A 24,570-nucleotide genomic window follows, 5' to 3' on the forward strand; every position below is an offset into this window, starting at 1 on the left:
CGAGTTTTAAGGGTTCAGCCTGTAGATGGTCCTGGGCCAGGGAATTACCTCTCTGATGTGATGTAGACCGCATATCCAGGCTATGGTGCGTTCCAGACCGATCCCGAATCCGCTGTGGACGAAGGTGCCGTATCTGCGAAGGTCGAGATACCAGCCGTAGGAATCCATGTCCAGGCCGTCCGATTCCATCCTGGCGGTCAGTTTATCCAGGTCGTCCTCCCTCTGGGATCCTCCGATGATCTCTCCGTATCCCTCCGGAGCCAGCAGGTCGGCACAGAGCACTGTCTCTTTGTCGTCGGGGTTTTCCTTCATGTAAAAGGCCTTGGCCCCCTTGGGGTAGCATTCTACGAAGATGGGCCGGTCGTACTGCTGGGTCAGTATCGTCTCGTCCTCGGCCCCCAAATCGTCTCCGAATTTTATGGAGCTTCCCAATTCGTTGAGTTTCTTCACCGCATCCCTGTAGGATATGCGGTAGAACGGACCTTCTAGGACCGACTTGAGTGGGGAGAGTTCCCTCTCCAGGAGGGCCAGCTCCTCTTTGCAGTGTTCCAACACCTGTTCCACCGTATAGCTTACCAGGGCTTCCTGAAGGTCCATGTTGTCCTTATGGTCGTAGTAGGCCACCTCGGGCTCCAGCATCCAGAACTCGGTGAGGTGCCTCCTTGTCTTGGATTTTTCCGCCCTGAAGGTGGGGCCGAAGCAATAGACCTTGCCGTAAGCAGCTGCCGCCGCCTCAGCGTACAGTTGTCCAGTCTGAGCCAGATAGGCCTTCTGGTCGAAGTAGTCCAGTTCGAAGAGACCGGAAGCTCCCTCCCCGATGGCTCCGGTTATTATGGGGCTGTCCACCAGGAGGAAGTCTCTGTCGTGGAGGAACTGTCTCCAGGACCAGACTATCCTCTCCCTTATGGTCATGATGGCCCTCTGTCTCTGGCTCCTCAGCCAGAGATGGCGGTTGTCCAACAGGAAGTCCACCCCGTGGTCTTTCTTGCCTATGGGATATTCGTCGGTCGGGTTGTGATTCACCTTTATGTTGGAGACTGTGAGCTCCACTCCCGATGGGGCCCTGTCGTCGGATCTGACCGTCCCGGTTATCTCCACCGACGCCTCCATCCAGAGTTTCTTGGCCGCTTCGAATTCTTCCGGAGAGACCTCTTTTTTTACCATGACGGCCTGTACGAATCCCGATCCGTCCCTTATCTGGAGGAAATGTATTTTTCCGGAGCTTCTTTTGTTGTACATCCATCCTCTGATACTAACCTCTTCTTCGACGTGTTGCGGCATGTCCTTGATAGTGATCCACGGTGCTGCCATAAGCGAGACCTCCTCGTCGGATTTCGATCTTCCCGAAATAGGGCATGTATATGATACACTAAGTTTGAGATTTCATTTTGCAATGGTGGGAGGGGTTCCGTTGGATCTACCTAGACTTCTTATAGCCGATGAACGGAGAGGGGGGACTATTCCTCCTGGTATAGTTATCGCTGCCACGTTGAAGTCCCTAGGGATTCCTCTGAGGCTTTTTTGTGGCTGTATGGACGAGAGTTATCTCAGGATGTTATCTCTCGGTTGCGAGCAAGAGGTGTTCTCTATCGACCCTTTCCAGTTTCGGAGCGAGGCGGATCTTCGTCTTTTCTTCGGCACTGTAGCCAGGAGCGACAGCCTCAACCTGGTGTTATCACCTCTTGGATCGATGGTTTCGGAGGACCATATGTCGGTGGATAGAGGTACCGCCGATTTGGCCCGGATGTTGGGCGTAGGGCTGTTGGCCCTCCCCCATGCCAACCCGGTGGCCTCTCTAAATTCGAGGATAATGACGGGTGTCTACGAGGATCTGAAGGAAAGTGATGTCGAGGTTTACGGGGTTCTTTTTTCATCGGTCTTGAACCCTCGGGAGTTTCAGCTGTTGGAGGTCGAGCTTGGGAGGATGGTCCCGTCGATGTCCCTCGGTTACATACCCCGTTATATGGAACGAAGGTCTCTATCCCTGGTGGAGCTTTGCTCCGATCCCAGAGTGGCCCAGCCGATCAAGACCCTGGGACATCAGCTCAAGGGCATGACCGGACAGATCGATTGGGAGGCCGTCTTGGCTTTTGGGAAACGTTCGCTGGATATGTCCGTGCCGGACAGACGGATCGAGCCTATCGCAGGAAACCCCCTGGTCTCAGTGATCACCGATCATTCCACATCCCTCGGACTGGAAAACGACCTGCTTTTTTTCAAGACCATCGGCTGTAGGGTGGAACAGGTTCCCCTGCTTCAGGGTACCATTCCCCATGGTGCCGCAGTGGTCTACGTACCTCACGGTCTGCCCCACGTGGCGATGAAAAGACTTCAGCTGAACGAAAAACTGTACAATCAGATAAAGAGCATGCCTGTTAGGAGGGCTTCCGCCTTAATCAACGGTGGTTTGTCCGCGCTGTGGGGCAAGTGGTATGCTTTATCCTCCGAGGCCAGAGACCGTATGCCCGGTTTCAACGTAATGGAGAACGACGGTTTCGTCCTGGGGCCCTATTTCAAGGGGACCGGTGTTCCTGTCGAGATGGTCCCTTTCGGGGGAGGAATCACGAAGGTCCTGCCTCTCGACGAAGGGGAGAAGCTGAGAGGGTTCCTTCCCGATTACATGAAAAAGACGTTGGGCGTTCCCGGGCGAGGTATGTGCGGTTGGTCCGTCAGGGATCTCAGGAATAAAGACTCTATGGGAGAGGCCGGCTGGAAGGTCGGAGATGTGGTCGGCAGTCACGCCAGGGTAGAGCTTTGGAGCTGCCCTGAGGTGATCAAACGATGGATAAGGCAGGTGGGACGATGATGGAGGGGCCATCTCGCATAGAAGACAGGGTGTCCGCGGTCTGGAGAGACGGAGATCCTGTCCTGTGGTGGAACGGTGAGTGGATGACCGCTAGGAAGCTGTTCGACATGGCCGAAGATTCCAAGATGGTCCTGTCCGGCGGTGGCTTTCGAAGGGGTGACAGGCTCATGGTCCTCATGCCCAACTGTCCCGCCCTGCTTGCTTTGTCGATAGCATGTTGGCGTCTCGGCGGCACGGTGGTTCCGGTCAATCCCCAGGCAGGACCGGAGGCTGTCCTATCCTCCATCGACGCGGTAGAGCCCTGTGCTGTCGTGGTAGGAGCCCCTCTGGAGGGGGCTTTTTCCTCTCTGTCGGAGAGTCCCGTCCCGGTCATCCCCATGCCTTTGGACGCTCCCATCGATGTGTTTCGAGGAGCCGACACCTCGATCTCGGAGGACCATATCGCTTTGCTTTTCTCAACGTCCTTCCGAACTTTCATACACTGGGGTTCATCGTGAGTGGGATTCTGCCTATGCTTTTTCATTTTCGTCAGGTGATTCTCCCTTCGTTCATGCCGGTCGACAGGACCTTGAGGGCCATAGAGGCCTCCGGAGTTACCGCAATAGTCGCGGTACCAACCATGTTGAGATTCATGGTTGCCGCCGGCTTGAGGATGGGAATGAGATTTTCCTCGGTTCGTCTTGTCATAAGTGGAGGCGACCGTTTTTCCGTGGATCTCGATTCCCGAATAGAGAAGGTTTTCGGGGTGCCGGTCCTGGAGGGGTATGGATTGACCGAATGTTCCCCTATATTGGCGGTAAATCCCTCTTACCGGACCCGTAAGCTAGGCACGGTCGGTCCCATTCTGGACGGTCTGGAGTGGCAGATCCGAGGTCTGGACGGAGAGGTCAAGGAGGAGGGCGGAGAAGGTGTCCTGTGGGTCAAAGGCCCTTCCGTTGTCTCGCGTTATTTCAGGAATCCCGAGGTGTCGGCGGAGAAGTTCGTGGACGGTTGGTTCAACACGGGGGACGTGGTGTCCATAGACGGCGACGGATACGTCAGTATCATGGACAGAGCAGGGGATATGATAATCGTGGGAGGGTTCAACGTCCACCCTCAGGAGGTCGAGGCGGTGCTTTCCTCTTATCCCGGGGTAAAAGAGGCTGTCGTAGTCGGCAAGGAGAATTCCTTCAGCGGTCAAATTCCCTGTGGCTATGTGATATTGGATCCCGGTGTCTCTGTGACTTCTGCGGAGCTGATCTCTTACTGCAAGGGACACCTGGCCCATTACAAGGTTCCTCGAAAAATAGAGACGGTTGAGGATTTTCCCAGGAATAGCCTGGGCAAGGTGCTGAGAAGGGTCCTACGAGATAGCTTGAATCGAGGGTAGAGATAAGGGGCAAAGGGAACTAATTTAAGGGCACCTCTAAAAACGCTACTTCTCGGACGTGAGTTTTTAGAGATGCCCTCAACGGGAGACCGGTTTTACTCCTCGGTCTCCCGTTTTCTGCCTTACAAACCAAGAGCTCTTATGGCGTCCTCCACGTTGGAGAAGCGGAACTCAACGTCCTTCAACATATTCCCTATCGCCATGAAGTCACCTCTTCCGAGGGCCCTTAGGGAAGCTCTGTCGCTGGCGGTATCGCCGAAGAAAAGGGGCCAGCTTTTGTCCAGTCTTCTGCAGAGCAGGTCCAATCCCTCCGGAGAGGGCTTTTTTATGCCGTCGTCGGAGCAGATAGCCATGTCTCTCGGAAGGTCCTTCCAGCCCATGGCCTCCAGAGCCAGGCTCAGTTCCTTTCTGGACCTTCCGGTGTATATGCCCACAGGAAGAGGAATCTTCTTCCAGTGACGTTTCATCATGGGAGTCTCCTCTAGCCAGAAGCCGTAGTCATCCTGGTTTTTCGGCTCTCTGCCTAGAAGCTCCCTGGTCTTGTCCGATCCAAAGTAGAGCTCCTCGCAGCATCTCCTGGTCTCGTCGTATGGAGCGGTCGAATCCAGGTTCTCCTCCATCCACGCTACCAGGGTAAGACCGGAGGACTCTATCTTTTTCATCGTTTCCTCCCACTCCCAGGGAGAGGGGAAACTCTCCTCCAGGCTCTCCTTCCCCTTGGACGCCGCCAGAGAGACGAGACCCCAACAGATATCGTAGTCGTCGTTCAGCAGCGAGAACTGTTTGGACGTCTCGAAATGACGTTGAGAGAATGGGTTGACGTCGATCTTTCTTCCGAGAAGTCCCTCCCATATTCTGGGTATCGCGGTCTTTATGACCTTAGGAAAGGATTTGTCCGTGTTCATTAAAACTCCGTCTACATCAAATATAATGCAATCAGCCTTTAGCGGTGATAGAATGGACATGAAAAACCTCCAAGATATAGAGAATGACTACCCATTTTAAGGCTACCGAACCGAGGTGGCAAGGGTCAAAACACCTTTTAGAATCAAGAGAGGTCTTCGCCATGATAGAGATACCGCTAAAAAAGAGCTCGACCGTTCCCCTGTATCGCCAGATGTCCGATCATCTCGAGAAGATGATAAAAAGCGGTGCTTTTTCTCCGGGAGAGAGACTGCCGGGAAGCAGAGGTTTTGCCAAAAGCCTGGGCGTCAGTCGAATGACGGTGATGGAGGCATTTCGTCGTCTGGAGGACCTGGGATTGATAGTCCAAAGGGGACGAAGCGGGGCTTACATCGCCGGTATCGTCGGTGAAAGGGAGAAGGTCCGGGATCGTTCGTCTAACAGGTGGTCCCTGGCCGGGGAGCTGCCGTCTCGTTCTCTCATCCCGTCGGAGGAATTGGCCAGGATCGCCAAATCGGTCCTCTACAGAAGGGGAGGGGACGTCCTTAGGGAAAATCCTACGGCAGGTATAGACGAGCTCCGTAGAGCTTTGGTAGTTCACGCCGCTTCCAGAGGGATCCCGGCGGATTGGCAGGATGTGACGGTCACCTCCGGTGGTCGTCAGGGCTTGGCCGTTTCCTTCGGGGCTCTGAAATCCGCTGGTGTATCGGAGATCCTTATGGACGGGCTGAACTATCCCGATGCCTGGATCCTCGCCATGGCTGAGGGGCTCTCCGTCGTTCCCTTTTCTCGCCCCGGGGATCCTCGGGAGGACATGGAGAGCCGTTCTTCCCATACGGCTCTATATCTGGTTCCCAGTTTTTCCAATCCCACCGGGCATACCATGGGCGGATCCATCAGGGAGCAGGTTTTGGCGCTGTCCCATGCAAAGGGAATGTGGATAGTGGAGGACGACGCCTACGGCGAGCTTCGTTACGGCGATTCAAGCGTTCCCGCCCTCAGGGCGATGGACGACGGGAAAAGGTTGGTATATCTGGGGTCCTTCAGTCAGGCCCTTTTCCCCGGAATACGTCTGGGCTATTCCCTGGTTCCAGGAGGGATAAGAGGCCGTTTTCTCCGTTCTCTCGCGGAAAGAGGCGGCCCGGCTTCGTCTTTGGTCCAGCACGTTTTGGAGAGGTTCATCGTTTCCGGTGGTCTGGAGGAGGCTCTGGAAAGGGCCAGGCTCGAGATGGCCTGTAGGATGAGATCTCTATGTACGTCTCTTGTCGATTCTGGATTGGGCAGTTTTTCAAGACCTCAGGGAGGTATCTATCTGTGGTTGGAAACCCCTGGTCTCAGCGGGAGGGATCTGGCTAGGTTGGCCTCGAACAGGGGGGTCGAGGTCGCCTCCGGAGATAGTTTTTCCTTGAATGGAGAGGCGGTGGAGGCCGTCCGTCTCTCCGTGAGCGATATCTCCTTGAACGATATCCCTGAGGCTGTGAAGGTTCTAGCCGATGCCTGGAGAGGTCAACTTTCGTCCTTGAAGTAAAGGTGGAGGGATTTTTTCCAGATCCATAGAGCGGCTACAGCCGTGCCGGTTCCTCCGGTCAGCCCCCATATTATGTAGTCTAGCCGTCCTTTTCCGATCAGAAAACCTCCCATGCCGGCTAAAGCGTAACCGTACATCACGATTGTGGCGATGGATAGCAGGAGAACGATTATACGCAATGCAGTTCCTCCTAACTGTGGTGTTACCTCTAAGAATGCAAGTCCTTCGTGAAATCGTATCGTCCGTGACTTCTTAGAAGTTCCTTGCGGGTAAGGTGTTTTTGTCGCAATGAGCCACTATGATATCATACTCCTTAAAAGGAGGTAGCCTTATGAATTCCGTCGCAGATGTCGACCTTGATTTTCTCCGGAGATCTTTCAAAATAGCGGAGAAAGCACGGGCCAGAGGGGATCATCCCTTTGGAGCTATTTTAGTTTATCACGGTGAAGTGTTGCTTGAGCAGGGCAACGTGGTGGAGACCGGACGAGATCTTACCGGTCATGCCGAGATAACCCTGGTCAGGGTTGCCTCGAGTTCTCTCGAAAGGGCCGTTTTGACCGAGAGCTGTCTTTATTCAAGTGCGGAGCCCTGTGCTATGTGTAGCGGAGCGATCTACTGGGCTGGAATCGGAAGGCTGGTCTATGGTCTTAGCGAGTATCGCCTTAGGAGGGTGACTGGATCGGACGAGAGAAACCTGACATTGGATGTTCCCTGTCGGGATATTTTCGCCAAGGGTAGGTCGAGGATCGAGGTGGTAGGGCCCATGTTGGAGGACGAGGCGGAGGAGGTCCATCGGGGATTTTGGGAGTCACGCCTTTAGGTGATGAGTAGAAGGAGGTAGCGAGATGAGGGCTTTTTGCAAGTTGACCGTTGCGTTTCTGTTTATATCGGGGATTTTCTGTAGTTCCGCCTGGGCGGATAAGGTCAAGGTGGCCTTGATATTACCCAGCACCATAGACGATATGGCCTGGGGACAGGCGATGTACGATGGGCTTAAGGCGGTTCAAGAGGGGATGGGAGACGATAATTTCGAGCTGGCTGTCAGCGAAAGGCTGTGGAATGCCGTCGACGCCGGATCAGCCATCAGACAATACGCCTCTCAGGGATACTCGTTGGTTATCGCTCATGGAGCCCAGTATCAGAGTGTGTTGGACGAGGTCGCTCCGGATTTCCCCGAGACCTCTTTCGCCTACGGTACCGGGTTCAACGCCGGAGCTCCCAACATATTCGCCTACGATCCTCACGCTCAGGAAGGAGCCTATCTCCTGGGGATGTTGGCTGGGTTGACCACCAAGACCGGTATCATCGGTGTGGTAGGGCCTGTGGAGGCTGGCGATGCCATAAAATACAACAAGGGCTTCGTAAAAGGGGTGAAGGCTTCCAATCCGGATGCCAAGGTCCGAATAGCCTATACCGGTAGTTTCGGAGATCTCGTAGCAGCAGGGGAGATCGCTAAGACCCACATAAAAGCCGGAGCGGATATCCTGACCGGTTCGGCTCAGCAGACGGTGGGAGCCATAAAGGTGGCCTCCACAAAACCGGGAGTATTCTGGCTTTCTACCGATATGGATCAATCTTCCTTGGCTCCCGATACCGTTTTGGCCGCTCAGGCCTACGATTTTTCCGAGGTAGTGGAGCAGATGCTGGAACTTCGAAAGTCCGGTATCCTAGGTGGAAGGCATATAGCCTTAAGCCTCGCTACCGGTACTTTGGACCTCGTGTGGAACCCTGAATTGTCCGATTCGATCCCTGAGGAAGTGGTGACCAGGATCGAGGAGGCGAAGGAGAAGATAGCCTCCGGCACCTTGAAGGTAAATCTGGATTAGAGACGGGAGATCTAGAGATGGATCCGGTCATCGACGTTCTGGAGATGCGCAACATAACGAAACGTTTCCCCGGGGTTCTCGCCTGTGACGATGTAACCCTGGATGTGCGATCCGGCGAGGTTCTGGCTCTGCTAGGAGAAAACGGAGCGGGAAAGACTACCTTGATGAACGTCCTTTACGGCCTGTATCGTCCCGATGAAGGATCCGTCTTCGTCGATGGAGAAGAGGTCAGCATATCCGACCCCAGTTCTGCCTTTGCTCTGGGCATAGGCATGGTGCACCAGCATTTCATGCTGGTGCCCAATCTCACCGTCCTCGAGAACGTGGCTCTGGGGCTATGTGACGGAATGGGACTTCGTCTGGACCTCGAATCGGTTCGCAGCAGAATAGAGGACGTAGAGTCCCGTCACGATCTTCCTGTCCAGGTCGATTCTCCGGTGTGGCAGTTGAGCGTAGGAGAACAGCAGAGGGTGGAGCTGGTGAAGATACTCTGCCTGGGGGCCAAGTTGCTCATACTTGATGAGCCGACCGCAGCTCTAACTCCTCAGGAAACGGAGGATTTGATGGCTCTCCTCAGGAACATGGTGTCCAGAGGCTGTTCGGTTGTCTTTATAAGCCATAAGTTGAACGAGGTGAAGGCGGTCAGCGACAGGGTGGCGGTGCTCCGATCCGGAAAGTTGGTATGGGAGGGGAGCTCATCCGTTCTTTCGACCGCCGAACTTGCCGAGAAAATGGCCGGTCGCACAGTCTCTATGCCCGTCTCGGAGGCAGTTCCCGTAAGTGGCAAGATAGCTTTGCGAATAGACGATGTCGTGGCTAAGGGGGATCGAGGAACGGCGGCCTTGAGAGGCCTTTCTCTCGATCTTCATGCCGGAGAGATCGTCGGTATCGCAGGGGTTTCCGGAAACGGACAGAGGGAGCTGGCCGAGGTGTTGAACGGGCTTAGACCGATAGAAAAAGGGGATATAACCTTAGGCGACGAGACCATAGTGGGTCTATCTCCACAGAAGATCATCGATATGGGGATGGGGTACATACCGGAGGATCGTCTGAACGAAGGGATCATTCAGTCCTTTTCCGTCAGGGAAAACCTGATCCTCAAGGATTATTTTCGTCCTCCTATGGCTCGAGGTGGCTTTATGGATAAAAATGCCTCGGCACGAAGAGCTCGAGAGCTTATAGAGGAGTTCGACGTGAGGACCCCGGATATGGAGACGCCCTGCAGTTTTTTATCCGGTGGAAACATACAGAAGGTTATATTGGCCAGGGAACTTTCGAGACGGCCCTCGGTCCTGGTGGCGGCTTATCCCATAAGGGGACTCGATCTGGGGGCGGCGGAGTTCGTTCACAGAAGGCTATTGCAGGCTCGGGAAGAAGGGGCCGCCGTCATGCTGATCTCGGAGGAGCTGGACGAGATAATGGATTTGAGCGACAGGATCGCCGTTATCTACGAAGGCAAAATCCTAGAGGTCCTGGATCGGAAGGACGCCACCAGAGAGGCTTTGGGGCTTCTGATGGCGGGAGTTCCCAGAGAGGAGGCCCGTTCTAATGGATAGAGGAAAGACGGCTCTGTATCGTTTTTTCGTGGTCCTCTGTGCCCTCTCCGTCGCACTGGGGATAGGTGCGGTGCTTTTTCTGTTGGCTGGGGCCAACCCCCTGAAAGCCTACGAAGTGATGCTCCTCGGGCCTCTGAAGGACAGCTTCGGTTTATCGGAGATATTGGTAAGGGCGGCTCCTTTGACTATGGTTGCCCTTGGGATAACGATAGCCTTCAGGAGCGGGATACTCAACATCGGCGGTGAGGGACAGATACAGATAGGGGCGATCTGCGGTGCCGCGGTGGCGTTGCTTTATCCCGAAGCTCCCTGGTACATCGTAGTCCCCCTCTCCTTCTGCGCCGCCTTTGCCGGAGGGGCCCTGTGGGGCGGAATAGCTGGATGGATGAGAGCCTATCTGTCGGTGAACGAGATTCTCAGTACCGTAATGCTCAACTACGTAGCCTTCCAGCTTTACATGTTCCTGATAAGAGGGCCAATGATAGACCCTAAAGAGGTCGCATATGGTACGGGAGTCCCTCAGACTGCCCTGGTGGACCGTGCCCTGTGGCTTTGGCGTATGTGGCGCCCTACCAGGCTTCATTCCGGGATACTGTTGGCAATTGTCCTGGCCCTATCGGTGTATTTGTTTCTGTGGAAGACACCTGTGGGGTACAGGTTGAGGGCTACCGGGGCAGGCAAGAGAGCCGCTCGCTATGGAGGTATAAGGGTCAACCTCTATCTGGTTTTGGCGATGATGCTTTCAGGAGGTTTCGCCGGTTTGGCTGGAGCCAACGAGGTCTTGGGTATCCATCACAGGGCGTTGGAGTCTCTCTCCGCCGGGTACGGTTTCAGCGGCATAGTTGTGGCGTTGTTCGGAGGGCTTCATCCCTTAGGAACTATCCCTGCCGCCTTTTTTTTCGGGGTACTCATAGTGGGAGCGGACATGATGCAAAGGGCCGTGTCGGTGCCGGCCGCCATAGTCCTGGCTATACAGGGGCTCGTGATAATGTCCATAGTGTCCAGCCAGGTATTCATCGCCGATCCGAGAATGAGGAACAGGCTTAAGCGACTTGTTTCCCGCCCGGATCGATCGGAGAGAAAGTGCGGTGATTACGGTGATTGACATCGTCTTAGGGGTCGTTTCCATGGGAATACCCCTGTCCGTTCCCTTGATATTGGCGGGGTTGGGGGAGATGTTCGATCAAAGGGCCGGTATCTTCAACCTGGGAGTCGAGGGAATCATGATGATGGGAGCCTTCGTCGGCTTTTTTACCGTCCTCAAAGGAGGAAGTCCGTGGTACGGCTTTCTTGCCGCCATGGTGGTCGGAGCGGTAATGGGAGCTGTCATGGGATTGGTCAGCATAGTTTTCAAGGCTCAACAGGGGATTTCCGGTATCGGTCTATATATGTTGGGATGGGGGCTCTCCGGTACCCTTTTCAGGATATACGTAGGATGGATAACCACCATAGAGGGACTCACCCCGATAAACTTCGGTCCTCTTGGGGAGATTCCGATAGTTGGATCGGTGCTTTTCGGTCACGATCCGATGGTCTATATAACCTTTGCCCTTATAGGCGTTTCCGGTTACGTTCTGTATCGCACTTCCTGGGGGCTGAAGGTCAGAGCTGTGGGAACATCTCCTAGAGCGGCGGATACTCTCGGTATCGACGTCAACAGGATAAGATTCCAATGTGTGATCGTTGGGGGCGTGATGGCCGGCTTGGCCGGGGCCTATCTGAGCATCTGCTCTGCCCAGATATTTGCGGACAACATAACCGCTGGTAGGGGGTTCATAGCGGTTGCTTTGGTCTATTTCGGTCGATGGACCCCCTGGGGGGTGGCCGGAGGGGCCCTTCTCTTCAGCATGGCTCACGCTCTTCAGCGTTCTATACAGGTCTACGGTTTTTCCTTCCCTTACGAACTGGCGGTGGTTTTTCCCTACCTTTTAGTCATATGTTGCCTGGCATTTTCCTTCAAGTCCAAGGACAGTGGACCTGCCGCTTTGGGAAAACCTTACGACAGGGAATTCAGAGGGTGACATCGGTTGGTACACGATCTCACCGGTTCCATTGTGTATTATCCCGATATCATGGTACTATTATAACGATTGTACAATCTGTGATACCGAACGGGGGAATAATAAATGAGGGAACCTCGGCTTTACACTACCTCTGCCGATTACGCTTATCAGGAGTTGAGACACAAGATAGTCACCAAGCAGCTCAAGCCCGGACAGAGGCTTCCTGAGGTAAATATAGCGGTTCAGATGGGAGTGAGTCGGACTCCCGTTCGAGAAGCGCTGAGGCGTCTTTCCAGCGAAGGTCTGGTCAACATAATTCCCAACAGCGGGGCTCGTCTGGCATCTCCTACGATAAAGGAGATGGAGGATACGTTCATAGTTAGGGAAAAACTGGAGTGTCTTTCCATCGCCATGGCAGCTGAAAGGATAGGAGATCGTCATCTGAGACGACTGGAGGAGCTCGTTCTGGACGAGGTCAGAGCCGTCGAGGAGAGAAATTTGGAAGCTTATCTAGAGGCTTACGAATGGTTTCATCGTACTATAGCCGATGCAGGGTCCAACAAGGTCTTGGCAGAGTTCGTAGGAAATATACTCGCCAGGACCAACGCCTATGTCGTGTTTTACGATCCGTTCTACGAACAGGATGAAAACCCCACCTTGGAGGAACATAAATCCATATTGGAGGCCCTGTCCCATCGAGACGGAGAGACTTCGATAGCCCTTATGAGAGCTCATCTGAGGAGGTCCATGTCCTGTCTTAAGAGTCCGGACACGGACGACTGATAATTCGAAAGAGACGGGGCTTCCCCCGTCTCTTTTTTTGTCAAAACCACCGTGCCATGAGAAAATGGATCGTCTTGAGGGGAAAAAGATACAGAAACCTTGAGTTTATATCACACCGAATTGGAGGATTTTACTATGAAAGATAGAAAGCTTCCCACCTTGGATCTTAAAAGGGGTTACGCTCGTATCAAGGACGAAATCGATCAGGCAGTCAAGGAGGTGCTCGAGAGCCAGTACTTCATAATGGGGCCCCAGGTATCCGGTTTGGAGTCCGACGTGGAGAGATATCTGGAGGTCCCGAGGGCTATCGGCTGTGCCTCCGGCAGTGACGCTCTGGTGCTTGCCCTTAAGGCCTTGGATCTCAAGCCGGGAGACGAGGTCATAACCACCCCTTATTCTTTCTTCGCCACGGCAAGCTGCATAACCCGCTTAGGGGCTACTCCGGTGTTTGCCGACGTGGATCCCGACAGCTACAACGTTACGGCAGAGACCGTGTTGTCCAAGGTCACCGATAAGACCAAGGCTTTTATCCCGGTCCACCTTTTCGGCCAGATGGTCCACATGGAGGAACTCTCGAAAGAGCTCGAGGCCAGAAACGTGGCGATAGTGGAGGACTGTGCCCAGGCCTTCGGCTCCTGGAGATCCATCGACGGAGCTCCCGTCAGAGCCGGGGCTTTCGGGGTTCTCGGCTGTTTCTCCTTCTTCCCTACCAAAAACCTGGGAGGCTACGGAGACGGTGGCATGGTCGTCTCCAGGGACCAGCAGATGGCGGACAGAATCGCCAAGCTCAGGGTTCACGGAGCCGGTACGACCTATTTTCACGACGAGGTCGGGATAAACAGCCGGTTGGACGCCATTCAGGCAGCTGTGTTGAGGGTAAAACTTCGTCATCTGGACAGCTGGAACGAGGAGCGCCGCATCGCGGCCGACAGGTATAGGGTCCTCTTCGCGGAGCACGATCTCCTGGGGATAGTCACCCCTCCCGGCGAAGACGAGGGCAACTACCATATCTACCACCAGTACGTCCCCAAGGTGATAAGGGACAGAGACCGCCTTCTCGAGCATCTGGGTTCGGAGGGCATCACCGCCAGGGTCTACTATCCTCTGTCTTTGCATATGCAGAGGTGTTTCAGTTTCCTTGGCTATGATAAAGGGGATTTTCCCGTATCGGAGAGCTTGACCGAGCAGACAATAGCTCTTCCCATTTTCCCGGAGATCACCGAGGAGGAGCAGGAGTGGGTGGTCTCCACAATAGCCGCATTTTACGGAAAGAAATAGCCCAGATTCGTCTGATGTAATTTGACCTTTTGCTCCGGATATGTAAAAATACTGTTGCCCCGGGAGACTCTCCGAGGGTATCATCGTCGAAGAAAATAAGACCCCTCTGGAGGTGAGGACATGTTCCCCTTCTTTTTCGATCCTACGATGGTCTTGCTTTTGCCGGCTCTTCTGCTCGCCTTTTGGGCTCAGGCCAGGGTCAAGTCCACCTTCGCTCAGTACAGCCATGTGGCTTCCCGTCGGGGAGTTACCGGTTCGGACGTCGCCAGAGCTCTGTTGATGCAGTTCGGCCTGTCCGATGTGCCGGTCCGTCCTATTGCTGGCAACCTGACGGATCACTACGATCCCGGAAACAGAAGCCTTAGTCTGTCCGACTCGGTATACGGAAGTACCAGCATAGCGGCTATCGGCGTCGCTGCTCATGAGGTCGGCCACGCCATACAGCACCAGGAAGGCTATATGCCTCTTCAGTTCAGAAACGCCATAGTTCCAGTCGTCAACATCGGCTCCATGGCCGCGTTCCCGTTGTTCTTCATAGGACTTCTCTTCAGAGGTCAGACCCTGATGAACGTGGGGATAGTGCTGTTTCTGGGAGTGTTGGTTTTTCATCTGGTTACCTTGCCGGTTGAGCTGGATGCCAGTTCGAGGGCCCTTAAGGTCCTGGATGGAACGGGAATGCTTGCTTCCGACGAATTGTTAGGTGCCAGAAAGGTTCTCAACGCAGCCGCTCTGACATACGTTTCGGCCACGGTGATGGCCGCGGCTCAGTTGATCCGGCTTTTAGTCTTGAGAAATATGTTCGGCGGAGACGATTAGCCCTCCGGTCGGACAGAAAAGGCTTTTCAGCCGGTAGAGGCTATACTAAGATAGGGTGGCCCTCCTGATTATGGAGAGGCCACCCTTTATCGTGGAGAGAGGAGGTCTCACAGTGCCCCTTTTGATAATATTGGCCCTGATGTTCTTCATGCCCTGGTTGGGCTTTATGTTGCTTCTGATGGTGGGATTGTTTCTCGTGGTTATGATCCCCTTGGGATTCGCGGCGAGCTCTTTTTTCTGGGCCTTGGCTGGCCCGTCCCAGCTCTTTAAGATGCTTTTCGATAAAAAGGTCAGAAAGAACCACGCTCTGGAACACGCCACAGCGAGAGTTTTATCCTACAGAGGATACCCCGGTCTCGCCGGAGAGGCCGACGGCAGGGGGTTCAGCATCAGAGGCCTCCCCGATCCTTCGTTGGTGTTCGACGCCGCTAAGGAGGCCAGGGATCGTCTGGTTTCCGGAGAGTCGGAGCTTGCCATACATCCCCGATGTGGCACTACCGTGGTGGTCGTCAATACCCTTTCGTCCCTGATATTCATAGCGTTGTTGATCGCCACCGGATCCATGAGCCTGCTTTCCGTGATATTGGCTCTGGTGGTGGCTCAGTTCTTGGGCCCGATGGTCAGCCCCTGGGTGCAGAGACACGTGACTACCGATCCCGACGTGAGATCTCTTCGCGTTGCCGGTGTGGAACTGCGTTCGTCGAACAGGGTTTTATTCGGTGCGGCTGTAAGAATGGCCGATTCAGTCTATGTCAGCACCGTCGACGATAGCGGAGTGATAGATGCGGAGGTCGTTTAAAGTGATCGAAAAAAGGAAAAAAGAGGGCAATCGGCCTCATGGAGGAATCGATAGAGATAGAAAAGGACCTCGAAAGAGCGCGCATGGCGGTGACAAGGGCCCCCTGAGAGGAATAGAAGCGGCTTTGGAGGTATGGAGAGAGGTTCGCAGGGGGCGTTTCGCCAGCGAGAGTCTGAGGGCCATCTCCGACAGGGTATCCGAGAAGGATCGTCCCCTGGCGGCTACCTTGGTGTATTCTCTGATACGGAGGGAGTCTCTCTGGAAGGAAATAGTGGGACGTTTCCTGAAGACAGGAAGCAGCGGGGTTTCGCCTGCGGTTCGCGACGCCTTGATGGTAGGAGCCGCCGGAAGCCTGGAACTTAGGACCTTCGAACCAAGGGTCCTGGTTAACGCCCTGGTAGAATGGACGAAGTGTCGGGACGAGAGGGGGGCCAGGGTGGTGAACGCCGTACTGCGCCGCATAGTAGAGGGTGGCCCCGAGATCCTGGCAGAGATAGAACGGAGTGTCGCTTTTTCGGATCTTGCTATGAGGTCCGGGGTGCCTCTTTGGGCGGCGAAATCCTGGGAAAGCTCCTTCGGTAGAATCGAAGGCCGTGCCCTGATAGAGCTCCACTCTCAGCCAGTATCTCTGGCCCTGAGGGTCTCTCCGGGAGTCGACAGGACCGAGATGGTCAGGTGTCTCGGAGAAGGGGGATTCCCCGCCGTAGAGTCACCGGACCTGCCCTTTTCTATTCGGCTGGAGGGAACGGCACTGCCCACCGGATTGCCCGGCTACGACGAGGGCAAGATAACCCCTCAGAGCGAGTCCTCCATGGTGGCCCCTCTGGCCTTTGCCGGAAGAGGGAAGTTCTCTCGTCTTTTGGATATGTGTGCCGGCAGAGGCGGAAAGACCGGACAGCTAGCTCAGACTTTTCCCGAAGCTTCCCTGGAGGGGTGGGATCTGTCCGGACCTAGGATAAAGGCGGCGGTCAAGGAGATGAAGCGGTTGGGAATCTCCGACAGGGTCAATTTCTCCGTCGGGGACTCTCTGGAACTGGCTCCATCTTTCGTCCCCGACGGGGTCCTTCTGGACGCCCCTTGCTCCGGTAGCGGCACATGGCGCCGTCATCCCGAGTCCAAATGGAGGCTTTCCCAGGACGAACTGGCACGGTACGGAGCTATGCAGGCAAAGCTGTTGGGTAGAGCGCTGGACCTCGTCTCCACCGGGGGGACCGTGCTTTACTGTACCTGTAGCCTTTTTCGGGAGGAAAACGAACAGGTCGTCGCCAAGGCCATGTCCAAAAGATCCGACGTCGTAGAGCTGGAGCCGCCTCACGAGCTTGTCTCCCGATGTAGAAAAGGTCGTCCCTGGGGCTATTACACATGGCCGGACAATCCTTGGACCGACGGATTCTACATGGCTCTGTTGACTGTTATCGCCTGAGGAGGTCGAGGTCTTTTATGAAGAAAGTCATCCGTTTGAGCTTGGTATTGGTGCTGCTGGCGATCCTTGGTTCCGCCGGTGCGGTCTTCTACTTGGTCTTTTTCGGCGGAGAGTCGGTGGTCGTGCCTCCTATGGTTGGGGCCTCCGTCCTAGACGCCGTGGACATGGTAGAACGTATGGGGCTCCAGGTCAGAGTGGACCAGGAGGAATCTCTCGAGCCGAGGGGAACCGTCGTAGCCCAGTGGCCTCAATCCGGAGTCAAGGTTAACAGCGAGAAGATCATCATACTCAAGGTCAGCAAAGGAGGGTATAAAAAAGCCCTTCCAGACCTGAGGGGAATGGAGTTCTCAAGGGCCACCGCGAAGCTCCAGGAACTGGAATTTCTCCTCGGAGATGTCATAAGAGTTGTAAACGACAAGCCCTCGGGAGTCGTGGTGGCTCAGAACCCGGCCGCTCCCGTTATGATAAGCCGTACCAGGCCGGTTGCCCTTCTGGTAAGCATGGGACCGGAGAAAAGCAGCTCCGGCAGAATAGTGGTTCCGGATGTCCTGGGAAAGGACGAAGAGTCAGCCAGAAAACTAGTCGCTCAAAGCGGTCTATCCGTCTCTGTGGAGTACGTCTATACCCAGTCTTCACCTCCCGGGATGGCCATATCCTTGAGGCCTAAAGCGGGAACCTCTCTGCCATCTGGGGGCAACGTTACGGTGAAGGTCTCCACGATGAGGCAATCGGCAAAACCTCCCAGACCGGCGGAAAACGATAGCCCCACCGTATCTACCTCCCCGGCGGAGATAACCGTTCCCGGAAGTACTACCCAGCCAGGGACCCAGACGACCGTTTCCACTCAGCCCTCGAAACCCTCTTCCGGCGGAGCCAGGATCGTCGTGGTTCCCGGGGAGGATGCTTCTGGACCGAGACCTGCTCCTGCGCCCGACGAAGGACAGTCTCAACAGGAACCGGCACAGCAGCGTCCCGAGACACCTCCGGTAACGTCGGAGCCCGGCAAGACTGCCAAGATCAGGTATCAGGTGCCGCCTCTGACCAAGCCGCTGCAGTTGAAGATAGAGATAATCGACAAAAAGGGAGCCAGGACTTTGGTCGAGAAAGAGGTTTCAGGCGGTGAATATGTCTCTCTCGACGGAAACTACGTCGGAGAGGCCGCGGTTACAATATATCTCGGAGGAGAATTCGTATGGCAAGACAGATATCGTTAAATCCGGAGGGCCTCAGGATAGCCCCTTCCCTGTTGTCGGCGGACCCCCTGTCTATGTCCGACAGTATAGCGTCGCTAAACGGAACCCACGACTGGCTTCACGTCGACGTGATGGACGGTCATTTCGTCCCGAATCTCTCCTATGGCCCCGCCTTGGTAGGGGCTCTGAGGAGGGCTTATCCCGACGAGGTCCTGGACGTTCACCTTATGGTAGAGCCTCCGGAGTCCTTCATAGAGAGCTTCCTGGATAAAGATCCCGATTTTCTCACGGTACACGTCGAGGCGACTACTCATCTTCACAGGGTCCTGAGCCGTATAAGGGAGAGAGGTGCACGTCCCGGAGTTGTCCTTAATCCCGGCACTCCTGTGGGTTCACTGTTTCCGGTGCTGTCCATGGTTGACATGGTCCTGGTCATGTCGGTAAACCCCGGTTTCGGTGGACAGTCCTTCATACCGGAGACGTTATCCAAGCTCGTCGATCTCTGCAGGATCAGGGCATCGAGAAAACTTTCGTTTCTGATAGAGATCGACGGAGGCGTCGGTGCTGGCAACGTATCTGAGATAGTCAGGTCCGGAGCAGACGTGGCTGTCATGGGCAGCGCCGTTTTCGGCACCGATGATCCGGGGAAAACGGTAGAAAAGATCAGAAAAATCGCCTTGGAGGGATCAAAAATATGAATGAATCCTTTGACGACGTTAGAGAACCAGATCGCTTCGACGACGTTAAGTCCGACAACAACGAGTCCTTGGTCTCTTTGGGAGACAGGCTCAAAGAGGAGAGAAACCGACAGGGTTTTACCCTGGACTACGTGGCGGACGAGACCAAGATCAGAAAATCCTACCTGGAGAGCATAGAGCTCGGAGAGATGGACGTCTTCAACGGAAACGTCTACAGGAGGGGGTTTGTCAAAAAATATCTGGGGTTCCTCGGCCGTATGGATCTATGGAAATCCTACGATTTCATCCTGGTGGAGAATGCCAGTGATAAAAAGCCCGAACCCCAACCTGCGCTGGGAGATTTCACCCCTCCTGCCAGGGGTTTCCGCAAAGGTTCTAGAAAAGGGGTCTTTCTGTTGCTGATGGCTGTGATCATCTCTGCCGGATGGTACGTCTGGTCCAACAGGGAGGGACTACACGACGAGGTGGTCAGAATACAGGAGGAAAAGGTGGCTGAACAGGAGAAGAGGGAGGAAGAGGCCAAGCTCTTGGCTGCCAGACAGAGGGAGATAGCCGCTGCCTCCGCCGACTTGACCTCCTCCGATATTCCCGGGGTGGCAGTAGCTCCGTCCTCCGTGGATTCAGCTGTGTCATCATCCCCTGCCTCGGCTGAGTCGGAGAGCCCGATCTTGACTATAAAGGCCCTGAAGGATTCCTGGATTCGCATAACCAGGGAGGGCGAAAGGGTTTTCGGTGGGACCCTCAAGGCCGGAGCCACTTCCGAGGTAGAGGCTACCGGGCTCATACACGTAATATACGGTCGTCCCGAAACCTTGAGCGTAAGCTGGAACGGCAAGCGGGTCGATCCTTCCACCGAGGGAGCCGGGCCGGTACACTTCGTCTACTCTTCCGACGGAACCCAGAAGGCCATCACCTCCGATGAGGCGGAGGCCCTCTGGAAGGAGCCGAGTCAGCCTGTCTCCTCCGAAAAGGCAGAGACGGAAGAAAAACCGGCTCCAGGGCCCAAAAAACTGCTTATAAAAGCCAGCAAGGGAGATTGTTGGATCAAGGCCACTAGAGACGGAAAGACCGTTTACGTTGGAACCCTTAAAAAAGGCGACCAGAGGGAACTGGATCTGACCTCCTCGATAAAGGTTACTTTCGGCAATCCTACCGCCGTGGCCGTATCCCTGGACGGCAAGGACGTCGGACGTCCAGGAACTCCCGGACGGGTCGGTCGAATTGTCTATGAAACGGACGGTTCTGTCAGGGACGTGTCCGAAGAATGAAAAAAATCCACATCCTCACATTAGGCTGTCCTAAAAACTCGGTGGACAGCGAGGTGTTGGCCGATAGATTCGACCCGGAAAATTGGACACTGGTCGACCGGGTGGAGGAGTGCGATATAGCCATAGTAAATACCTGCGGTTTCATCCAGCCGGCGGTGGAGGAGAGCATCGACGTCATCCTCGATCTGGAGGAGATGAAGGCCCAGGGGACATTGGAGAAAATCTGCGTCGTCGGATGTCTCGTCAACAGATACGGAGAGGACCTCAAAAAAGAGTTCCCCTCTGTCGACCTTTGGGCCGAGGCTGAGGACTGGGACTTCCTGGCGAGGGAACTAGGAATCGATTCGCCTCGACGAGGCCGACGGATTCTGACCGAATCGCCTTGGACCAGATATCTCAAGGTCGGCGAGGGCTGCGATACCAGGTGTTCTTTCTGCACGATCCCCTCCATCAGGGGACCTCTTAGAAGCAGGGACCCCAAGGACATCGTGTCCGAGGCGGTAAAGCTGGCGGAAGAGGGGGCCAAGGAGCTCTGTCTGGTGGGGCAGGATCTGACCGTTTATGGCTCGGATCTCTCGAAGCGAGGCTCTCTGTCCGCCCTTTTGGACGCTATGGAAGCCGAGCTTCCGGGGGATATATGGCTCAGGCTTTTTTACCTTCATCCGTCAAGGGTCGACGAGGTTTTCTTGGAGAGAGTGTTGAACAGCTCCAGGATATTGCCCTGGCTCGACATACCGATACAGCACGTAGACGCAGACGTGTTACGCAGGATGAACCGCCCTCCTGTGGAGGAGCATATCAGAAAGCTGTTTAAAGCCGGACGAAGGATGTTCCCGGACTTCGCCTTCAGGACCACCATAATGGTGGGCTTCCCCGGAGAGACGGAAAAAGCCTTTCAGTCCTTGCTGGACTTCGTGGAGGACGTAGCCTTCGATCGACTAGGGGCCTTTACCTTCTGTCCCGAGGAGGGCACCCCGGCGGCTTCCATACCGGACCAGATTCCTCAGGAGGAGAAGAACAGAAGATACGCCGAGTTGATGGAGCTTCAGCAGGGCATCTCTCTGACGAGGCAAAGAGGGTTCGTAGGAAAAGAGATGGACGTTCTGATAGAAGAGGTGGACGAGGAGGACGGAATCAGATGGGGCCGATCCTTCAGGGACGCTCCCGAGATAGACGGTTTGGTGTCGATATCGGGAGCCAAGGACGATGTGCCGGGCGACATGGTGAGGGTCTCTATAACCGACGCCTCGGAATACGACCTCTTCGGAGAGAGGGTACGTTCTGATGGCTAGTCCTACGAAGGAAATAAGGAGGGATTTCCCCTGGGCTCTATCCACCCTTTTCGGTCTGGGTGGTTTCTCCTCTATGCCAGGAACTGTAGGATCCGCCGTATGCTGTCTGATAGTGATGCCGGTGGTGTCGACCCCGTTGCTGCTCTTTTTGATAGTACTCTTCTCCGCTCTGGGAGTATGGGGAGCGGGAAAATACTCTAGGGATAGAGGGCTGTCCGATCCATCGGAGGTCATAGTGGACGAGGCCGTAGGGGTGTGGATATCCATGCTTGGTCACGTCACCTCGGTGGGCGCCTCTGGCTACCTGCTCCCAGCCTTGTTCCTCTTCAGGGTCTTCGACATACTCAAACCTATACCGGTCTCCACCGCGGAGAAACTACCCGGAGGATGGGGGATAATGGCCGATGACGTCGTGGCAGGCGTATTGGCCAACCTATTGCTGTGGACCTTCAGATGGATATTTATAGGAGACGGTTTCGTCCGTCTTTTCGGGTGATAGACTTTGTTCCCCGCGGATATAAAGGACCTGAGCCTACGGTTGAAGGAACTATGCCTAGACGGTAAAGTCAAGATAGCTCTCGCTGAATCCTGCACAGGTGGGCTGATAGGAGGGGCAGTCACCGAGATAGCCGGAAGCTCAGCCTACTTTCAGGGAACCGCCGGAACCTACTCCAACGAAGCCAAGGAAAAAATTCTATCCGTCCCTCCCGAGGTGATCGCGAAACACGGAGCCGTCAGCTCCGAATGTGCGGAGGCCATGGCAGAGGGAGCCTTGAAGCTGTACGATGCGAACATTACGATCTCCGTGACCGGTGTAGCTGGCCCGGATGGAGGATCGGATGATAAACCGGTCGGGACGGTATGGTTCGGTATCGCCGGAACCGGAAGGAGCCCCTCGTCTTTCAGGAAAAACTTCTCCGGGGGGCGTTCGTCCGTCCGTATGGAGACGGTCCGTGTCGCCCTGGAGACCTTGATATCCGAGCTGGGAGGTGTTTTAGTTTGACCGTCGTCAGGTCGTTCCTGGCCCTTCCGATTCCGGAAAAGCTCAGGGTTCTCGTGGAAGAGCTCATCGTCCAGGGACGAAGGGAATTCAGGTCTCCCCGATGGGTCAGAGGGGAGCACCTCCACCTTACCCTCCGTTTCTTCGGAGAGATAGAGGAGAAAAACTACTCGAGACTGGCGGAAAATCTAAAGACAGCCTTTGCTGACGTCCCTTCGGTGGAAGGAATATCCTTGGGGAAAGTCGGCTGTTTCAGACGGAAGGGATCCATCTCCGTCATCTGGATGGCGGTGGAGGAGAGAGGTCGTCAGGTTACCAGACTGGCGGAATTGGCGGGAAAAGCGGCGGTCGAGGCCGGTTTATCGTCGGAAAGACGACCTTTTAGGCCTCATATGACCCTGGCCAGGTGTAACGGTCGAAGAGAGGACATAGTCGCCTACGACTGCATAAGGGAAATATGGTCTCCTACTCCCTTCCTTCCGGTGGAGAAAGCCCTTCTCCTGAGGAGCGAGCTGACTCCAACCGGTCCTATCTACTCCATAGAAGGAGAATACCCACTTACAACACGACGAGGAGGTCGATGAAGTGGCGGCAAAGAAAAAGACAATGACCAGAGAGGATATCCTGGAGGTAGCCATAGACGACATCAGGAGCAAGTTCGGCGATGGCTCCATAATGCGTCTCGGAGACGATACATTGGCAAATGTGGAGGTAATCCCGACAGGTATTCTCCCTCTGGACGTAGCGCTGGGCATCGGAGGTTTCCCCAGGGGAAGGATCGTCGAGGTCTTCGGTCCCGAGGGAAGCGGAAAGACCACTCTGGCCCTTCATGCTGTGGCGGAAGCGCAGAAAGCGGGAGGTGTCGCGGCGTTTATCGACGCCGAGCATGCTCTGGACCCCAGGCTGGCCCAGTCTCTAGGGGTCAACGTGGCCGATCTCTATATAGCTCAACCGGACAGCGGGGAACAGGCCCTCTATATACTGGAGACCCTGGTCAGAAGCGGTGCCGTAGACATCGTGGTGGTGGACTCGGTAGCCGCTCTGACCCCTCAGGCGGAGATAGACGGCAAGATAGGCGACACTCAGGTCGGACTACAGGCTAGACTCATGTCCTACAGCCTTCGTCGTCTAACCTCTGCCATATCAAAGAGCAACAGCATAGTGGTCTTTATAAACCAGCTGAGGGCGACCATCTCGACCGGATACAGCAGAGGACCGTCGGAGACCACTACCGGAGGGAGAGCCCTCAAATTCTATACATCCGTAAGGGTAGAGGTAAAAAGGGGAAAGTCCGTCACCAAAGGGGACGATACCATAGGGCATGAACTTTGGATAAAGGTGGTCAAGAACAAACAGGCCCCTCCCTTCAGGACCGCCCATACCACCTTGGTTTATGGAAAGGGCATCCCCAACAACATGTCTACGGTGGATATGGCCATAGACGCCGGGATCATAAAGAGAAAAGGCTCTTGGCTGGCCTATAAAGGCGAGACCCTGGGACAGGGCAAGGACAACGTGGCCAACTATCTGGAGGAACATCCGGACTTGAACGAAGAAATAGTCAAGGCCGTTCTGGACGAGGCGGCAAAAGGTCTCGGATTCGATATCGGAAAAGACCCGAAAGACTCCGACGAGGACATGGATCTGCCCTCCCCTGTAATAGACGTGGACGAAGAGGTTATGGATCTCGCGGTAGAGGACGATGGGAACGACGAAGGAGATAAGAAAGACCAGAATACAGTATAATCGGTCTTTTAAAAAAAAGACTTTTTGACGCTAACTGAGTTTATATGTCAGGGGCAGTCTGGTCATTATCCAGATTGCCTTTTTTTTGTCCCGTGAAGCTCACTATTGAGCTTTATTTTATCGTAAAAAATCTATTTGAATGCGTTGCGTGATCTGGGGGCTTGGTGTATTATTCCTTCTGCGTCGCTGAGCCGGCCGCCTCGTAAGGCAGCTGTAACAGAGGGCGCGAGAACATTGACAGCCGAAAATGGGGAAACAGAAAAGCGAAGCCAAGTGAATTTTA

At 54.9% G+C, this 24,570-nt stretch carries 25 protein-coding genes; 22 read left to right on the forward strand and 3 right to left on the reverse strand.

Features of this window, described 5'->3' with window-relative positions:
• Positions 1-6: 6 nt before the first annotated feature.
• On the reverse strand, positions 7-1,311 hold the full coding sequence (gene asnS / locus L2W48_RS09850; protein ID WP_236099594.1) for an asparagine--tRNA ligase: 1,305 nt from the start codon (positions 1,309-1,311) through the stop codon (positions 7-9).
• A gap of 100 nt (positions 1,312-1,411) precedes the next feature.
• Between asnS and L2W48_RS09855 the strand changes: the two genes are divergently transcribed.
• From L2W48_RS09855 to L2W48_RS09865, 3 genes are read left to right on the forward strand one after another with little or no spacing between them, the layout of a single operon-like run.
• Positions 1,412-2,806 carry a hypothetical protein gene (locus L2W48_RS09855; RefSeq protein ID WP_236099595.1) on the forward strand — a complete coding sequence of 465 codons (1,395 nt, stop codon included), beginning with the start codon at positions 1,412-1,414 and terminating at the stop codon, positions 2,804-2,806.
• A complete protein-coding gene (locus tag L2W48_RS09860) occupies positions 2,782-3,303 on the forward strand; it encodes an AMP-binding protein (RefSeq protein ID WP_236116543.1) in 522 nt (173 codons plus the stop codon). The genes L2W48_RS09855 and L2W48_RS09860 overlap by 25 nt, the downstream gene beginning before the upstream one ends.
• Complete coding sequence (locus tag L2W48_RS09865; RefSeq protein WP_236116544.1) at positions 3,300-4,175, forward strand: AMP-binding protein; 876 nt, start codon at positions 3,300-3,302, stop codon at positions 4,173-4,175. Before L2W48_RS09860 ends, L2W48_RS09865 begins: the two co-directional genes overlap by 4 nt.
• A gap of 122 nt (positions 4,176-4,297) precedes the next feature.
• Here the strand turns inward: L2W48_RS09865 and L2W48_RS09870 are convergent, their stop codons facing one another.
• Entirely contained in the window at positions 4,298-5,080 is a 783-nt protein-coding gene (locus L2W48_RS09870; protein WP_236099597.1) for an HAD family hydrolase, read from the reverse strand.
• 161 nt (positions 5,081-5,241) lie between these two features.
• Here L2W48_RS09870 and L2W48_RS09875 point away from each other — a divergent pair, with 161 nt between their 5' ends.
• Complete coding sequence (locus L2W48_RS09875) at positions 5,242-6,606, forward strand: aminotransferase-like domain-containing protein (RefSeq protein WP_236099598.1); 1,365 nt, start codon at positions 5,242-5,244, stop codon at positions 6,604-6,606.
• Here L2W48_RS09875 and L2W48_RS09880 read toward each other — a convergent pair.
• Positions 6,585-6,785, reverse strand: coding sequence for a hypothetical protein (locus tag L2W48_RS09880; protein ID WP_236099599.1), 201 nt, complete (start codon positions 6,783-6,785; stop codon positions 6,585-6,587). The genes L2W48_RS09875 and L2W48_RS09880 overlap by 22 nt on opposite strands.
• Positions 6,786-6,937: 152 nt before the next feature.
• Here L2W48_RS09880 and L2W48_RS09885 point away from each other — a divergent pair, with 152 nt between their 5' ends.
• From L2W48_RS09885 to recA, 18 genes are all read left to right on the forward strand, one after another.
• Complete coding sequence (locus tag L2W48_RS09885) at positions 6,938-7,426, forward strand: nucleoside deaminase (protein ID WP_236099600.1); 489 nt, start codon at positions 6,938-6,940, stop codon at positions 7,424-7,426.
• A gap of 25 nt (positions 7,427-7,451) precedes the next feature.
• On the forward strand, positions 7,452-8,432 hold the full coding sequence (locus L2W48_RS09890; RefSeq protein WP_236099601.1) for a BMP family protein: 981 nt from the start codon (positions 7,452-7,454) through the stop codon (positions 8,430-8,432).
• Positions 8,433-8,449: 17 nt separating this feature from the next.
• Entirely contained in the window at positions 8,450-9,988 is a 1,539-nt protein-coding gene (locus tag L2W48_RS09895) for an ABC transporter ATP-binding protein (RefSeq protein ID WP_236099602.1), read from the forward strand.
• Positions 9,981-11,093 carry an ABC transporter permease gene (locus L2W48_RS09900; protein WP_236099603.1) on the forward strand — a complete coding sequence of 371 codons (1,113 nt, stop codon included), beginning with the start codon at positions 9,981-9,983 and terminating at the stop codon, positions 11,091-11,093. The genes L2W48_RS09895 and L2W48_RS09900 overlap by 8 nt, the downstream gene beginning before the upstream one ends.
• A complete protein-coding gene (locus L2W48_RS09905) occupies positions 11,077-12,009 on the forward strand; it encodes an ABC transporter permease (protein WP_236099604.1) in 933 nt (310 codons plus the stop codon). Before L2W48_RS09900 ends, L2W48_RS09905 begins: the two co-directional genes overlap by 17 nt.
• Positions 12,010-12,114: 105 nt before the next feature.
• Entirely contained in the window at positions 12,115-12,774 is a 660-nt protein-coding gene (locus L2W48_RS09910; protein ID WP_236099605.1) for a GntR family transcriptional regulator, read from the forward strand.
• A gap of 135 nt (positions 12,775-12,909) precedes the next feature.
• On the forward strand, positions 12,910-14,052 hold the full coding sequence (locus L2W48_RS09915) for a DegT/DnrJ/EryC1/StrS family aminotransferase (RefSeq protein WP_236099606.1): 1,143 nt from the start codon (positions 12,910-12,912) through the stop codon (positions 14,050-14,052).
• 120 nt (positions 14,053-14,172) lie between these two features.
• The gene (locus L2W48_RS09920) at positions 14,173-14,868 is read left to right on the forward strand and encodes a zinc metallopeptidase (RefSeq protein WP_236099607.1); all 696 of its coding nucleotides are present in this window, start codon (positions 14,173-14,175) and stop codon (positions 14,866-14,868) included.
• 112 nt (positions 14,869-14,980) lie between these two features.
• On the forward strand, positions 14,981-15,667 hold the full coding sequence (locus tag L2W48_RS09925) for a DUF6391 domain-containing protein (protein ID WP_236099608.1): 687 nt from the start codon (positions 14,981-14,983) through the stop codon (positions 15,665-15,667).
• Between the two features lies 1 nt (position 15,668).
• Entirely contained in the window at positions 15,669-17,090 is a 1,422-nt protein-coding gene (locus L2W48_RS09930) for an RsmB/NOP family class I SAM-dependent RNA methyltransferase (protein WP_236099609.1), read from the forward strand.
• Positions 17,091-17,107: 17 nt separating this feature from the next.
• Positions 17,108-18,304 (forward strand): PASTA domain-containing protein, encoded by a 1,197-nt coding sequence (locus L2W48_RS09935; protein ID WP_236099610.1) that lies wholly within the window; start codon positions 17,108-17,110, stop codon positions 18,302-18,304.
• On the forward strand, positions 18,283-18,981 hold the full coding sequence (gene rpe, locus L2W48_RS09940) for a ribulose-phosphate 3-epimerase (RefSeq protein ID WP_236099611.1): 699 nt from the start codon (positions 18,283-18,285) through the stop codon (positions 18,979-18,981). Before L2W48_RS09935 ends, rpe begins: the two co-directional genes overlap by 22 nt.
• Complete coding sequence (locus tag L2W48_RS09945) at positions 18,978-20,249, forward strand: helix-turn-helix domain-containing protein (RefSeq protein WP_236099612.1); 1,272 nt, start codon at positions 18,978-18,980, stop codon at positions 20,247-20,249. The genes rpe and L2W48_RS09945 overlap by 4 nt, the downstream gene beginning before the upstream one ends.
• Positions 20,246-21,541: a 30S ribosomal protein S12 methylthiotransferase RimO gene (gene rimO / locus L2W48_RS09950; protein ID WP_236099613.1), complete on the forward strand. Its 1,296-nt coding sequence runs from the start codon at positions 20,246-20,248 to the stop codon at positions 21,539-21,541. The genes L2W48_RS09945 and rimO overlap by 4 nt, the downstream gene beginning before the upstream one ends.
• Positions 21,534-22,037, forward strand: a complete 504-nt coding sequence (locus L2W48_RS09955) for a phosphatidylglycerophosphatase A family protein (protein WP_236099614.1) — start codon at positions 21,534-21,536, stop codon at positions 22,035-22,037. Before rimO ends, L2W48_RS09955 begins: the two co-directional genes overlap by 8 nt.
• Before the next feature lie 6 nt (positions 22,038-22,043).
• Positions 22,044-22,544: a CinA family protein gene (locus L2W48_RS09960; protein WP_236114877.1), complete on the forward strand. Its 501-nt coding sequence runs from the start codon at positions 22,044-22,046 to the stop codon at positions 22,542-22,544.
• Positions 22,541-23,125, forward strand: coding sequence for an RNA 2',3'-cyclic phosphodiesterase (thpR, locus tag L2W48_RS09965; RefSeq protein WP_236099616.1), 585 nt, complete (start codon positions 22,541-22,543; stop codon positions 23,123-23,125). Before L2W48_RS09960 ends, thpR begins: the two co-directional genes overlap by 4 nt.
• Before the next feature lies 1 nt (position 23,126).
• A complete protein-coding gene (recA, locus tag L2W48_RS09970; protein WP_329604253.1) occupies positions 23,127-24,287 on the forward strand; it encodes a recombinase RecA in 1,161 nt (386 codons plus the stop codon).
• Positions 24,288-24,570: the final 283 nt, after the last annotated feature.

Origin of the sequence: Dethiosulfovibrio russensis (assembly GCF_021568855.1) — a bacterium.
Taxonomy (GTDB): Bacteria; Synergistota; Synergistia; order Synergistales; family Dethiosulfovibrionaceae; genus Dethiosulfovibrio; species Dethiosulfovibrio russensis.